The sequence below is a fragment of the Pseudomonas sp. NUPR-002 genome, assembly GCF_056322725.1.
Window position 1 is genome coordinate 2,954,031 of the sequence record NZ_CM150476.1, and the last position, 14,126, is coordinate 2,968,156.

Sequence of the window (14,126 nt, forward strand, 5' to 3'; positions counted from 1 at the left end):
AACAATAAGAGGTTAATCCGATGAAAAACACACTTCGTGCCGCCCGCCTGAGCGGTCTGGCAGGTGCCGTGCTGCTCGCCCTGAGTGCTCAGGCGTTCGCCCAGATCACTGCCGATCAAGCCGCACGCCTGGGCCAGGACCTGACCCCGCTAGGGGGCGAGATGGCCGGTAATGCCGATGGATCGATTCCCGCGTACAGCGGTGGGCTGGCGCAGCCTCCCGCTGGCTGGAGCGCGAGCCAGGGCTACCTTGACCCGTTCGCTACGGAAAAGCCGTTGTTCACCATCACTGCCGCCAACCTGGCCCAGTACAAGGACAAGATCACCCCGGGTATGCAGGCGCTGTTGGCCAAGTACCCCACCTTCAAGATGCCGGTGTACCCGACACACCGTACCGCGATGGTGCCGGCAAGCATCGCGGCGAAGGTGAAGCAAGAGGCGGTTAACGTTCAGCTCAATGGCTTTGGGGTGAGCAACCTGAACGGCACCACCACGCCGTTCCCGATTCCGAAAAATGGCCTGGAAGCCATCTGGAACCACAACCTGCGCTACCTGGGTGGCGGTTTACAGCGCACCTACGCCTCGTTCCCGGTGCGTGGCAGTGGTGACTTCTACACCGTGCGTATCCAGGAAAACCGGGTGTTCGACACCAACATGGACAAGCAGTCGGAGAACCGCCTGCTCAATTATTCGGCGCGCTTCATCTCCCCGGCAACCTTGGCCGGTACGGTGCAACTGGTGCATGAGCCTATCGACCAAGTGAAGGAAGTGCGCTCGGCGTGGATCTACAACGTCGGCCAACGCCGCGTGCGCCGCGCACCAGACCTGGCCTACGACAACGTCAACGACGGCACCGAAGGCCTGCGCGTGACCGACGACTTTGACGGCTACAACGGCGCACCTGACCGCTTCGACTGGAAACTGGTCGGCAAGCAGGAAATGTATGTGCCGTACAACGACTACAAGTTGGGCGACAAGGCGGTCAAGTACAAGGACATCCTCACCCCCAACACGCCAAACCCCGACTTGATGCGCTACGAGCTGCACCGTGTCTGGGTGGTCGAGGGCACCCTGCGCAAAGACGCCAAGCACGTGTACGGCAAACGCACCCTGTACCTCGACGAAGACTCCTGGACGGTACTGGCCAGTGATGCCTACGACACCCGTGGCACGCTGTGGCGCGTGGGTGTGCATCCCCTGGTGCAGTTTTACGATGCGCAGGTGCCGTGGTACCGCGCCAACATCTGGCACGACTTGAGCAATGGCAGTTACTACCTGGCCGGGCTTGCCAACGAAGAAACCCAACCCTGGAGCTTCGGCAGCAAGGGACGCTTCGTTGACCTTCAGCCTGATGCCCTGCGCCGCATGGGCAAGTAAATCGCCTCTGCCACTCTTGAACCCGCCACTGCCTTTCAATCGGGAGGCAGTCGGCCTGCCGGGAATCCGCCTTATGTCTCTACACCCCCTGACGGCGCTGGCGGGCTTGTGCCTGCTTGCCGCCCACGCCCATGCACAACCCCCGGCACTGGATTACCCCATCCGCCCGGACCGGGTCCTGCTGCTTAACCTGACCGATACCGGCAAAAGCCTGGTGGCGGTTGGCGAGCGCGGCGTCGTGCTGCGTGCTGATGCGCTCGCGACACACTGGTCCAGCCTGCGCACGGGCACCACTCGCACCCTGTCCGGTGTTGCCTTCGTCGATCCTCAGGTCGGCGTTGCCGTAGGACACGGCGGCACCTTGCTGCGTACCGTCGATGGCGGTGCCAGTTGGGACAGCCTCGAGGTCGACAGCAATGGCGACGCACTGCTGGGCGTAGCCGCACTGGGTAACGGCCGCCTGGCCGCCTGGGGGGCTTTCGGGCTCTACCTGTTGTCCAAGGACAACGGCGCGAGCTGGACGCGTGTGCCGGTGATCGACAGCGATTTCGACCGGCACATTTCCCAGGTTATTGCCCTGGCCAATGGTGACTGGCTGCTGGTGGGGGAGAGCGGCACCCTGGCGCGCTCCAGCGATCAGGGTGAAAGCTGGCAGGCAATGGAAAGCCCCTACGCAGGCAGCCTGTTTGGCGCCTTGCAGCTCAAGGACGGCGGCCTGCTGATCTACGGCATGCGCGGCAATCTCTGGTATTCCGGCGATGCCGGCAACACCTGGAGCCAACGCCAAACCAACACCACCTTTGCGTTCAACGGTGCGCTTGAGCAAAAGTCCGGGCGCGTTCTGGTGATGGGCAACAGTGGGCTGCTGCTGGCCAGCGATGACCAGGGCCAGCACTTTCTGCCACAACCGTCCACCCACTTCAGCCTGTCCCGTGCAGTCGAGCTGGGCGATGGAACACTGCTGGCGGTCGGTGATCGTGGCGTGACGATTATTGGCCAAGGGCAGAACTGAGCATGAGTAAGCACGAAAACATCATCAGCGACGCCGAGCACCTGGCCCGGCGAGATTTTGCCCACGGCCTCGTCGGCAAGGTGTCCTATGGCATATTCCACCAGCGCAAGCCGCTGCTGGTGCTGTTCATCCTCATTACCCTGGTGCTGGGCTACAGTGCCACGCGCCTGAAGGTTGAAGCGGGCTTCTTCAAAATGATCCCGTTGCATCACGCCTACATGCAAACCTTCCTTGAGTACCAGAAAGATTTCGGCGGCGCCAACAAGGTGCTGGTGGCGGTAAAGAGTCACCAGGGCGAAATCTTCAGCCCTGAAGCCATGGCGGTGCTGCGCAAGGTGTCTGATGAAGTGTTCTTCATCAATGGCGTCGAGCGCAGCTCGGTGACCTCGTTGTTCACCTCCAACGTACGCTACACCGAGGTGGTGGAGGACGGTTTCACCGGCGGCAACCTGGTGGACTCCAGTTACGCCGGCACCCCGGAACAGATCGCCCAGGTGCGCGAGCGTACGCTCAAGTCCGACTGGGTCGGGCGTATCGTCTCCAGCGACCTGTCTTCGGCAATGGTGGTGGCCAACCTGCAGGAAGTGGACCCGATCTCCGGCAAGCGTTTGGACCTGCAAGAGGTGGCGAAAAAGCTCGAGCAGATCCGTCAGGACAACCAGAATTCGGGTGTCAGCATCCATATCATCGGCTTTGCCAAATCCATCGGTGACATCGCCGAAGGCGCTTCCGGCGTGCTGGTGTTTTTCATCGTGGCCTTCGTGATCACGGCGTTGCTGCTGTTCTGGTATTCGGGCTCGCTGATGCTCACCGGCTGGGCCCTGATCTGTGCAGTGGTGCCGGTGGTCTGGCTGCTCGGCTTGCTGCCGCTGCTGCACTTGACGCTGGACCCGATGTCGATTCTGGTGCCGTTTCTGATCTTCTCCATCGGCGTGTCCCACGCGGTGCAGATGACCAACGCCTGGAAACTGGAGACTCTCAACGGTGCCGACGGTGTAACGGCGTCGCGTAACTGCTTCCAGAAGCTGTTTATCCCTGGCGCAGTGGCGCTGCTGGCCAATGCCCTGGGTTTTGTGGTGATCGCCCTGGTGGACATCGAAATGGTCCGCGAACTGGCCATCACCGCAACCCTCGGGGTGTCGGTGATGATCGTCACCAACAAGATGCTGCTGCCCATCCTGCTGTCGTTCATGCGCTTGTCCGCCGCCGATGCGCAGAAACTGCGCGGCAAGGAAACGCTCGGCGCTGGGCTGTGGGAGCGCCTGGGGGTGCTGGCGACCCGTCGTGGTGGCGCTGTCGCCCTGGTGTGTGCCGCGCTGCTGCTGGGCCTGGGCCTGCTTGCCGCGCGTGACCTGCATGTTGGCGACATGGGGGCCGGGGTACCGGAGCTGCGTTCGGACTCGCGCTACAACCAGGATGTCGCAGTGATCACCCGCGACTTCGCCATCGGCGTCGATTTGCTACAGGTGATCGTCAAGGCCAAGGGCGACGAAGAAACCCCTTGCGTGAAGCGCGAAGTGCTCGACCCGATTGCTGAACTGGAGCTGTATCTGCGTCAGGACAACGGCGTGTCGTCAGTGCGCAGCCTGGCCGGCTTTGTCGCTAACATCACCCAGGCCTATGCCGAGACTGACCTGAAGTGGCGCGTACTGCCCGAGTCCACCGCGCAAATTGCCCAGGGTGTCGGCTTTGCCACCCGCGTTGGTACCGAGTACATGAACAGTGCCTGCAACGCGATCCCGGTGTCGATCTACACCCGCGACCACCAGGCCGACACCATCAGCGCGCTGATGGACAAGATCAAGTCATTCAAAGCCGCCAACGACAATGACCAGGTGAGTTTCCAGCTGGCCTCGGGCAACGTCGGGGTCATGGCCGCCACCAACGAGGTGGTGCATGCCGGCGACAAACTGGTGAACGGCGCACTGTTCGCCTCGGTGGCGCTGCTGTGCCTGTGGATGTTCCGCTCCTGGCGCATCACCCTCTGCGTGATCTTGCCGCTGGCGTTGGTCACGGTGCTGTGCAACGCGCTGATGGCCTTGCTGGGCATTGGGGTGAAGGTCAACACACTGCCGGTGGTGGCCTTGGGTGTGGGGGTTGGCGTGGACTACGGCATCTACCTGTTCGAACGCATCAAGCATGAGATGCATGAGCGCGGCATGAACCTGCGCGACGCCTTCGTCGAGGCGCTCAAACAGCGTGGAACCGCCTCGGTGTTCACCGCCGTGACCATGACCCTGTCCATCGCCACCTGGGCCTTCTCTTCACTCAAGTTCCAGGCCGACATGGGCATCCTGCTGGCCTTCATGTTCCTGGTCAATTTGCTGGGCGCCATCTTGCTGCTCCCGGCGCTGGCGGCCTGGCTGCTGCGGCCGCAGCGGGTAGCCCGCGGATAACAATCCGGCGATCATCGACCCTGTCGGCGTTTTTGCCGAGCACCTGGCCCGAGGCATGGGCCAGGTTTTTTTCAGTGAAAGCGCTCAGTAGTACACCCCGACATTGACCATCATGGCCGAGCTGCCCAGCAGCACCATTTCGCCGCCCACGCGACCGGCCTGTACGCCCAGCGAAGGAATGATCGCCGGGGCGACGCCATAACGATTGAAGGGAATCTTGTCGCGGTAGTCGCCGCGGTAACCCTGCAATAAGCCACCGGTTGCCTTGAGATAGAACGGCGTTGAATCACTGTCAAAGCGCTTGCCGACGTAGGCGTACTGGGTGCGTTGACGGAACGAATTGCGGAAAGTGGCACCGCCTGCGACCTTGCCGCCCTGGCCCTGGTACTCCAGGCCGATCAGGTCCTGGTTGTTGTTGTGCTCAGGGTCTGGGTGAAAATGCGTGGTGTAGGCGCTGTTTTGCAGGTACCAGTCGTAGGACTCTTTGGCTTCAAGCAGCAGCGGCGCAGCCAACAGGCCGAGGGCAATCAGCAGTCGAGAGGCTTTCATCGTGCAACCGTCCTGGTTTGGGGACCGTTTCTGAAGATGCCCCCATTCTAGGTAGTGTTGGCTGAACACAGGCTGTCTGATTCTGTGGTTGAAGCTTGCTCACTTTTTCACGAACACCGCCCAGGAAGGCGAGGAGTCGATAATCTGCTCGTCAAATTCGATCTGGACCTGGCCTGGGCCAAAGCTGCTGATGGCTTTTAGGGTCAAGCCGCCCTGGACGATAACCTTGGCATCTTGTGGCAGGCGCGACAGGGTTGCAATCAACTCAGCCACGGTTTTTGGGGTCGACATCGGGAGCATCCTCTAAAAAATCGAGGAGGGATACTTGCCTATTAGCGGGGCTGCATTCAAGTAGAAAAAGCCCTTGCCGAAGGTTGGCAAGGGCTTTTGCGCTGAGCTGTCACACCTCGGGTGGTGTGCCTTCAGCGTTTGCTACCACAGCTTCAATCTGGATTAACGCATCGCCCGGCAGTTGCGCCACGCCCACGGTTCTGCGTGCCGGAACACCGTTTGCAAAGAAGGCGGTATACACCTCGTCAACCGCAGCGATGTCGTCGATGTGTTTAAGGAAGAGGTTGATCTTGACCACATCATCCATCGAATGATTGATGCTCTCTACGATGGTTTTGATGTTCTTCAGGCACTGGCCGGCTTGCTCTTTGATACCACCGGCTACCCGTTCCCCGGTTTTCGAGTCTATCGGCAATTGCGCTGAAAGGTGGTTGTAATGAGAAAAAGCCACGGTCTGCGTGGACAGCGCATGCTTCGGTGCGTTGGGCGTCGTGTTGGCTTTTATGACAATGCCGTGGCGGTCTTCCACTGCCTGTGGTGGCGTGCCATCACCGTGTGAAACAACCGCTTCGATTTGCACCAGTGCATCCAGCGGCAGGGCGGCAACTGCAACGATGCTCCGGGCGGGTACATAGCCCACGGTCCTGGCAATGGCCGAGTCGGGGAAAAACCGTTTATACACCTCATCGACCGCCTCGGTGTCTGAGAGGTGCCTGACAAAGACGGTGATTTTGACGATGTCATCAAACGGCACATCAATGCTTTCCAAAATGGCCTTGATGTTTTCCAGGCACTGCTCGGTTTGCTGTTTTACCCCGCCCGCCACCAATTTCCCCGTGCTTGGATCAATCGGCAGTTGAGCGGACAGGTTGTTGTAATGTGAGAACGCCACCGACTGCGTCGAGTCAGGGTCTGTCGGGGCATTTTTGCTGTTGCTTGCCACCTTGATCAGGTCGCCGGCCTGAGGGGCGTTGGGGATCGTGCCTTCGCCGTTGGAAACCAGCGCTTCCACTTGCACCAGGGCATTGAGCGGCAGGGCGGCCACTACAACGGTGGTCAGGGCCGGCACATAGGTGGGGAAGTAGCTTTTGTACACCTCGATGACCGCATCGCGATCTGCGAGGTTCTTGAGGAATATCGAGATCCTGACCACGTCGTCCATCACATGGCCGATGCTTTCCAATATGGCCTTGATATTGCTGAAACACTGCTGCGCTTGTGCTTTCGCACCGCCGGCAACGATGTCACCCGAGGCCGGGTCGATGGGCAATTGCGCGGACAGGTTGTTGTAGTGAGAGAAGGCGACGGATTGAGAGTAGGGGCCTGTTCCTTGCGGCGCGCGCTCTGTGTTCCTTGCCAGGACTTCGTTATAACCAACCATGATAGTAGTCCCCTGTGTTGCTGGATGAGTGGGTCGTGTGGCAAACGCGTGAGGGGTTCCGTTATTCGCGCGTGCCACGGCTTATCCGGACGACGGACATTGAGTCCACACGGGTACAGGCAGGGTGAAGGGTGAGGCAGTTGTTTGAATCGGATTCAAGTGTAGCGGCCAGTGCGCGTTACGCCACAGGTTGATGTCGCCCACTGCTGAGCTGGGCGACAGGCTCGAAACAACCTTCTCTTTACGACGAACAGGTGATGTGCAGGTCAGTCGCGTGCGGCATCCCGTCCGCGCCAGCGGGTGAACACGCCACTGCAGCGCAATACGGTGCGCTCGCCCACCATGAGCAGGCAGTCGGCGTTGACCAGGCTTGTGCCGACCTTGAGCACTTGTACATGCGCCTCAAGCCAGTCACCCTCACGCACGCCATTCAGGTAGTCGGCGCACAGGCTGACGGTGATCGGTGGCGTTTCGCTCTGCATGCAGCGCCGCAAAATCAACCCGAAGGCGGTATCGGCAAAGGTCGCGAGAAAACCGCCATGGGCAATGCGCACGGAGTTCAGGTGCTCGGGCATGATCCGCACGCCGAGGACCGGCTGCTCCTCGTGCAGATGGAAGCCGCCGCAGTGCCTGACGAAGCCGTGGGGCGCGTTGACCAGGCTGAAACCGGGCGGGACCTGGCTGACACTGCAGTGCGTAGCGCTCATCAGTTCACGCTCCTGTGTTTGTTTTCCCAGTACGGTGTGCGCAGTTCGCGCTTGAGGATCTTGCCGGCACTGGACAGCGGCAGTGTGTCGCGAAATTCCACGCTTTTGGGGCACTTGTAGTTGGCAATAGCATCCCGGCAATGGTTGCGCACCTCGTCCAGGGTCAGGGTGAAACCTGGCTTTTGCACCACCACCGCATGTACCGACTCGCCCCATTGCTCATGGGGAACCCCGATCACTGCGCACATCAGTACCGCCGGATGCCGGGCAATCACATTCTCGACTTCAGCCGAGTACACGTTCTCGCCACCGCTGACGATCATGTCCTTGAGCCGGTCAACGATGTAGAGGTAACCCTGGTCATCCATGTAGGCACCGTCGCCGGTCCACAACCAGCCGTCGCGCAATGCCTTGGCGGTTTCCTGAGGCTTGTTCCAGTAGCCCTGCATGATGTTCGGGCCGCGCACGATGATTTCACCCACGGTGCCGCGCGGCACTTCCTGGCCTTGCGGGTCGACGATTTTTACGTTCACCCCCAGCCCGCCGCGCCCAACCGAACGGCTCAGACCACTGGCGCGTGCCGCCGCACTGTGGTTCTCGGGTGGATTGGTAGAGACGATCGGGCAGGCCTCCGTCAAACCGTAGGAATGCGACAACTTGAGGTCCGGCAGTGCCGCCAGCACGCGTTCGACTATCTCGCCAGCAGTCGGTGAGGCACCGTAGGTCAGGCGTTGCAGGCTGCTGAGGTCGTGCTCGGCGAAGTTCGGGTGCTCCAGCAGGGCCTGGATCATGGTGGGTACCAGAATGGCGTCGGTGATGCGCTCGCGTTCGATAGTGGCCAGCACCTGTGCCGGGTCGAAGGTCGGCAGCACCACGAAAGAACCCCCGGCAATAAAGCCCGACACCACCCGCGCCAGCCCGGCGATATGGAACAGCGGCATCACGAACAGATCACGGTTTTCGCTGCCCTGAGGATATTCCGCCATGCGCTGGATGCACGCCGACCAGAGGTTGAGATGGCTCTGCATGACCCCCTTGGGAAAGCCCGTGGTGCCCCCGGTGTACATGATGCAGGCAAGGTCTTCACCGCCGCGCCCGGCATCGGCGACCGCTGCACTGGCGGCGATCAGTTGCTCCTGGTCCAGCATGCCCTGCGGCGCCTGGCCTTCGCCGATATAAATGACAACTGGTGCACGACGGGCGCTGGCGCGGATACCCGGCACCAGGGGCAAAAAGTGATCGTCGACAAACAGGATGCCGGTGTCGCAATCATCCAGGGAATAGACGATTTCCGGCACCGCCCAGCGGATGTTGACCGGGTTGAGCGCGCCGCCGCCCCACCAGGTGGCCATCATGCATTCGATGTAGCGGTCGCTGTTCAATGCCAAGGTGCTGACGCGGTCGCCAGGCACCATGCCCAGTTGCTGCAGCGCCCCGGCCAGGCGGGCAACGCGTTGACCAAACTCGGAAAACGTACGACGTCGCGCGCCGCAGATGGTGACGACGCTGTCGGGCGTCTGCTGCAGCGCACGCTGCAGTCCTTGTGTCAGATACATGATCGAGGTTCCCTGATTGTTGTTGTGTAGTGGGACTGGGCGTGGTGTCAGCAGAGGCGGCGCGCCTGCTCCGCTTCCTGCAGTTCACGCCAGGCAATCTTGCCGGTGGCTGACTTTGGCAAGCTGTCGACAATGTCCAGCAGGCGTGGGGCCTTATAGGTGGCCATGTTGTCCTTGCACCAGGCGAGCAATTCCTCGGCAGTCGACGTCGCCCCGGCCTTGAGGGCGATCACCGCCTTGACCGTTTCCCCGCGCTGCTCGTCAGGCACGGCGATCACGCAGGCCTCATGAATGGCCGGGTGTTCATTGAGCATGGCTTCCACTTCTGCCGGCCAGACTTTGTAGCCTGAGGCATTGATCATGCGTTTGAGGCGGTCACGCATGAACAGGTAGCCGTCTTCGTCGAAGCTCGCCAGATCACCGGTACGCAAGAAGCGCTTGCCGTCGATGACGATGAAGCTGTCGGCATTCGCCTCGGGATTGTTCCAGTAGCCGAGCATCACCTGTGCGCCGTGCACCACGATCTCGCCAACTTCGCCCTGGGCCAGCACCTTTTGTGTGTGCGGATCGATGATGCGCGCGTCGACGCCGTAGGTTGGAATCCCAAGGCAGCCACGCTTGGGCTTGCCAAGCGGATTGGTGCAGAGGAACGACGCGGTTTCGGTCAGGCCGTAGCCTTCGAGGTAGTCGATCCCGTAGCGTGCCTTGAGCAACTGGTTGATGTGCAATGGTGTGGCCGCGCCACCGCCGCCGATCATCTTCAGGCTGCTGAAATCGCGCAATTCGATGCCCGGTTGGGCGAAGAAGTCCACCAGCATCGCCGGCAGCGCCGCCCAGAAGGTCACGCGATGACGTTCCATCAGGATCGCCGCGACTTCGCGATCCCAGCGCGGCATGACCACGATGGTGCCGCCGACAAACAGCGGGCCGTTGATGTTGGTCTGCAGGCCGAGCAAATGGAACAACGGCGCCACCGCCAGGCAGGTGGTATGGGTGGTCATTTGCCGCCAGTTGGCCGAGCCCACCGACGCGCTCAGGACCGTGCGGTGAGTGTGCGCACAGGCCTTGGGCTTGCCGGTGGTGCCGGAGGTGTAGGGCAGCATACTCAGGTCGTCCGGGCCGGCCTGGTGTGGCGCCGGCTGGCGTGCCTGGCTCAATGCGTCCTGCCAGCGTACGGCACCGTCCGCCAGTGCTTGCGGCGATGAGCGTTCGCGCACCCAGTCTGGAACGGTCAACCCGGCGTCGTCCTCGCCCAGGGCGTCGCCGTAGGCATGAACGATCAGGTGCTGCAGGCAAGTAGTGCCCAGCAGCGGGGCGATCTGCCCGACCAGTTCCTGGGCAACGAAGGCGGCCACTGCACCGCTGTCCCTGACAATATGCTCCAGTTCGTCCTGCAGTAGCATCGCGTTGACCGGCACCAGCACCGCGTCGGCCCGCAGAATGGCGTAGTAGGCGACGATGAACTGCGGGCAATTCTGGCTGTACACCACCACACGATCACCCCGTTTGACCGCGCAAACCTGCTGCAGGTAGCCGGCCATGTGTTCCACATCGCGCAACAATTGCGCGTAACTGTACGAGGCGCCGTAGAACTGGATGGCGGCCTTGGACGGGTAACGCCGCGCGGAGACTTCCAGGTTGTAGTACACGCTGGTCTCGGGGATCTGCACACTGGCCGTCGGCACGAGCGTCGCGTGTTGCGCGTTCAGACCGAGGGCGCCGGTCGGCCGCTCGATCGCATGGGCCGGGGTAGGGTGCGGGTGGTGATGGATCACGGGTGCCTCCTGTGGCGACCTGATGCCGATTGGCCGCTCCTTGTTATTGTTCAAATGTCAGCGCAGCAGGTGAGTGACAGGGACCGCTGTTGCCTGCCAGTAGAGCAATGCAGGGCAACGCAACCGCCACCCGAGTCGGGTGGCAGGGTAGGGATACACATTCGGTGGCAACAGGCGTTAAGCTGAAAAGACGACCGAGAACCTCGGCGCCACTCACTACACTTTCGGATTGGCCCATGAACAATAACAACTGGCCCGCCGCATCTACTGGTGACACAGCTTTCTCCACCGTCGACGCCAGCAAACTGCAGCCGCCACGCAGCACCGGCAACCTGATTGCCCGTGAGCAACTGCGAACGCGCCTGCTTGCCGCCCGCCAGCAACGCTGCGTTGTGTTGCGCGGCCCGGCCGGCTGCGGCAAAACCAGTACCTTGCTGGCCTGGCGGCAGCAATTGCTGCCGCTGGGGTACGACTTCGCCTGGCTGACCCTGACCCAGGAAGACAATGAGCTTGCCCGCTTCCTCGATTACCTGATTGCCAGCATCGCCCGCGTCGGTGACAGCATGGCGCGTGAGGCGTCGCAACTGGAGGGGCGTGGCATCGACGCTGAGGCGGTAGAGCGCACGATCATCACCTTGGTGCGGGGCATCGCCAATCACCGCCGTGAATTGGTGCTGGTGCTGGACGACCTGCACAGCCTTACCGATCTGGGTATCCACGAAGCCCTGCAATGGCTGCTGGACTATGCACCCGCCAATCTGCACCTGGTGCTGGCCTCGCGCAGCGTCGTGCCACTCTCGCTGGCCCGCCTGCGTAGCCAGGCCATGACCCTGGAACTGGATTTTCGCGATCTGCGCTTCAGCCTGGAGGAAAGCGAGCGCTTCTTGCAGACCCAACTGGGCGCCATCAGCCACAACGAAGCCCGTCAACTGTACGAGCAAACCGACGGTTGGGTGGCCGGGTTGCAACTGCTGTGCGTGAGCCGCAAGCGCCCCCGCCAGAGCCAGACGGCACCGGCGCAGTTGCGCGACACTCAGGCTTTCGAGGCGTTTTTCGGCAACAACGTCCTGGCGCAACTGATGCCCGGCGACGTTGATCAACTGGTACACATGGCCGTGTGCAACCGCTTCTGCGCCGCCCTGTGTGCCGCCCTTACCGGTCAGCCGGAAGCGTTGGGCGATGCCAACATACTGCTGACGCGTCTGGAGAGCGACAACCTGTTTCTGATCCCGGTGGAAGGCTATGGTCCTGAACGCTGGTTTCGCTTTCACCCACTGCTGCGAGAAATCCTGCTCAAGCGCTTTGCCACCCGCAGCGAAGAAGAACAAGGCATTGTGCATGCCCGGGCGTGGAGCTGGTTTCGTGACCGCGATCAACTGGACGAAGCGGTGCGCCACGCGGTGCTCGGGGGCCAGGGTGCGGCGGCGGCGCGTCTGGTCGAGGCGCAAGCCGAGCGCCTGTATGCCCATGGCGACCTGCGTCTGCTGGTGAATCTGGTGCGCCGGTTGCCGGCCAAGCAAGTAGGGCTAAGCCCGGCGCTGAGGATTCTGATGGCGCGCCTGCACATTTTCGCCCAGGACTTCTCTGCCGCCGAAGCGCTGATCGAGGAGCTCTGGCACAGCGTACCGCTCAGTGACGTCGCCGCGCGTTTTCGCCTGGTGCTGCTGCGCGCCACGCTGGCGGTGCAGCGCGACGATATTGACAGCGCCTTGAGTGTGCTGCCGCAAATGCTGCACCCGCCCAAGGAGGCCAACGCCGTGATGGTGGGTGGGGGCATCAACATCTGTTCCTGGCTGTACATGCACCAGGGCCAATACGAATTGGCGCGACGCATCCAGATGGAGCGTCCGCTGCTGATTGTCGATGGTGCCCCCCTGACCGGCACCGCCGGTGGCAGTCTGCAGGGGCGCTGCCTGATCGGCTTGAGCCTGGCCATGCAGGGGCAGATCACTCAGGCAGAGCGCGTCTATCGCGAAGTGCTGCAGGAGGCCGAACACGGCGGCAAATCATGCGCGGACGCCTATTATCTGGCTGGCGCGTTGCTTGGCCAGGTGCTCTATGAAACCAACGAAGTGCAGGCCGCCTTTGATCTGTTGAGCGGCTGGCTGGACATTCTGGAGCGCATCTCGATCCCCGATTCGGTGCTGCGCGTATTCGGCATCCTGGCGTCGGCACAATGGGCGCTGGGCCATCACCAGGAAGCCTTTGCCTACCTGGAGCGCCTGCATGAGTACGGCCGCAAGCTGGGGCTGGACCGGTTGATTGCCTACAGCCTGGTGTGGCGGGTGCACTGGCACCTGTTGCTGGGCGAGCAAGTGGCGACCGAAAGCTGCATGGCGCAACTGGCGGCCGTTTATGCGCGTCATCCACAGGTGGAAAACAGTCCGCTGAGCGAAATCCATATGCTTGCCCAGCACGCCGAGGCACGCCTGCAGGCGGCCCGTGGTGATCTCAAGGGCGCTTCGCTGCGCCTGGGGCAACTGCTCACCTGGTGCGAGAACCATGGCCGTCATGGGCTGGCTGCGCGAATTATGATTTTCGGGGCGTTCATCGATCGGCGTCTTGGTCAGGAGCAGGCGGCCCGGGACAAAGTCATCGAAGCCTTGCGTCGCGGACATCGCTTCGGGTTGATCCGCAGCCTGATCGATGCCCATGCCGATGCGCTTGACATGATCATCGAGCTGGTCGCCCAGGAGCCGCTCGATCCGGTCCTGGCGTTCTACGTCGAGCGCCTTGTGGCCACCCGTCCTGTTGCAAGGGTGGACGTCGAGGTCGCGCCGGAGCAAACGCCACGGCAATCGGCTGGCCAGGGCATTGAATGCTTGAGTGAACGGGAACTCGAGGTCATGCGCCTGTTGGCCCAGGCCCTGCCGAACAAGAAAATTGCGCGTGCCCTGGGACTTTCACCGGAAACCGTGAAATGGCACCTCAGCCACATCTACAGCAAACTGGCTGTCAGCAGTCGTGACGAGGCCGTGGCCCGTATGCGCGATCACCAATCCGCCACTGGTGCCGTTTAAACCGCAAAAGCCGACAACCGTTGGAGTGGCTAGCACCCGTTGAAATACGGGCGCTAGCCTTGG

The 14,126-nt window shown here is 61.7% G+C and carries 10 protein-coding genes; 4 read left to right on the forward strand and 6 right to left on the reverse strand.

Translation table 11 applies throughout. The features are described 5' to 3' along the window. Positions 1-20: 20 nt before the first annotated feature. The 3 genes from ACVWSC_RS13360 to ACVWSC_RS13370 all read left to right on the forward strand — a co-directional run bounded on the left by ACVWSC_RS13360 (position 21) and on the right by ACVWSC_RS13370 (position 4,784). Entirely contained in the window at positions 21-1,376 is a 1,356-nt protein-coding gene (locus ACVWSC_RS13360) for a DUF1329 domain-containing protein (protein WP_442114105.1), read from the forward strand. 73 nt (positions 1,377-1,449) lie between these two features. Next, positions 1,450-2,388 (forward strand): WD40/YVTN/BNR-like repeat-containing protein, encoded by a 939-nt coding sequence (locus tag ACVWSC_RS13365; RefSeq protein WP_442114106.1) that lies wholly within the window; start codon positions 1,450-1,452, stop codon positions 2,386-2,388. 2 nt (positions 2,389-2,390) lie between these two features. Beyond that, positions 2,391-4,784, forward strand: coding sequence for an efflux RND transporter permease subunit (locus ACVWSC_RS13370; RefSeq protein WP_442114107.1), 2,394 nt, complete (start codon positions 2,391-2,393; stop codon positions 4,782-4,784). Positions 4,785-4,868: 84 nt separating this feature from the next. Here the strand turns inward: ACVWSC_RS13370 and ACVWSC_RS13375 are convergent, their stop codons facing one another. The 6 genes from ACVWSC_RS13375 to ACVWSC_RS13400 all read right to left on the reverse strand — a co-directional run bounded on the left by ACVWSC_RS13375 (position 4,869) and on the right by ACVWSC_RS13400 (position 11,043). Beyond that, positions 4,869-5,333, reverse strand: coding sequence for a sn-glycerol-3-phosphate transporter (locus ACVWSC_RS13375; protein ID WP_442114108.1), 465 nt, complete (start codon positions 5,331-5,333; stop codon positions 4,869-4,871). Positions 5,334-5,432: 99 nt separating this feature from the next. Continuing rightward, positions 5,433-5,624 (reverse strand): hypothetical protein, encoded by a 192-nt coding sequence (locus tag ACVWSC_RS13380; protein ID WP_442114109.1) that lies wholly within the window; start codon positions 5,622-5,624, stop codon positions 5,433-5,435. A 109-nt stretch (positions 5,625-5,733) separates the two neighbouring features. Further along, positions 5,734-7,005 (reverse strand): RidA family protein, encoded by a 1,272-nt coding sequence (locus tag ACVWSC_RS13385; protein ID WP_442114110.1) that lies wholly within the window; start codon positions 7,003-7,005, stop codon positions 5,734-5,736. A gap of 266 nt (positions 7,006-7,271) precedes the next feature. Then, on the reverse strand, positions 7,272-7,712 hold the full coding sequence (locus ACVWSC_RS13390; protein WP_442114111.1) for a PaaI family thioesterase: 441 nt from the start codon (positions 7,710-7,712) through the stop codon (positions 7,272-7,274). Continuing rightward, a complete protein-coding gene (locus ACVWSC_RS13395; protein WP_442114112.1) occupies positions 7,712-9,268 on the reverse strand; it encodes an acyl-CoA synthetase in 1,557 nt (518 codons plus the stop codon). Before ACVWSC_RS13395 ends, ACVWSC_RS13390 begins: the two co-directional genes overlap by 1 nt. Positions 9,269-9,315: 47 nt before the next feature. Further along, positions 9,316-11,043, reverse strand: a complete 1,728-nt coding sequence (locus tag ACVWSC_RS13400) for a long-chain fatty acid--CoA ligase (protein WP_442114113.1) — start codon at positions 11,041-11,043, stop codon at positions 9,316-9,318. A 236-nt stretch (positions 11,044-11,279) separates the two neighbouring features. Here ACVWSC_RS13400 and ACVWSC_RS13405 point away from each other — a divergent pair, with 236 nt between their 5' ends. Continuing rightward, entirely contained in the window at positions 11,280-14,063 is a 2,784-nt protein-coding gene (locus ACVWSC_RS13405; RefSeq protein ID WP_442114114.1) for a winged helix-turn-helix domain-containing protein, read from the forward strand. The last annotated feature ends 63 nt before the right edge of the window (positions 14,064-14,126 follow it).

Coding starts and splice junctions, on each gene's coding strand:
- ACVWSC_RS13360 (WP_442114105.1), top strand. CDS start 21: ATGAAAAACACACTTCGTGCCGCCCGCCTGAGCGGTCTGGCAGGTGCC.
- ACVWSC_RS13365 (WP_442114106.1), top strand. CDS start 1,450: ATGTCTCTACACCCCCTGACGGCGCTGGCGGGCTTGTGCCTGCTTGCC.
- ACVWSC_RS13370 (WP_442114107.1), top strand. CDS start 2,391: ATGAGTAAGCACGAAAACATCATCAGCGACGCCGAGCACCTGGCCCGG.
- ACVWSC_RS13375 (WP_442114108.1), bottom strand. CDS start 5,333: ATGAAAGCCTCTCGACTGCTGATTGCCCTCGGCCTGTTGGCTGCGCCG.
- ACVWSC_RS13380 (WP_442114109.1), bottom strand. CDS start 5,624: ATGTCGACCCCAAAAACCGTGGCTGAGTTGATTGCAACCCTGTCGCGC.
- ACVWSC_RS13385 (WP_442114110.1), bottom strand. CDS start 7,005: ATGGTTGGTTATAACGAAGTCCTGGCAAGGAACACAGAGCGCGCGCCG.
- ACVWSC_RS13390 (WP_442114111.1), bottom strand. CDS start 7,712: ATGAGCGCTACGCACTGCAGTGTCAGCCAGGTCCCGCCCGGTTTCAGC.
- ACVWSC_RS13395 (WP_442114112.1), bottom strand. CDS start 9,268: ATGTATCTGACACAAGGACTGCAGCGTGCGCTGCAGCAGACGCCCGAC.
- ACVWSC_RS13405 (WP_442114114.1), top strand. CDS start 11,280: ATGAACAATAACAACTGGCCCGCCGCATCTACTGGTGACACAGCTTTC.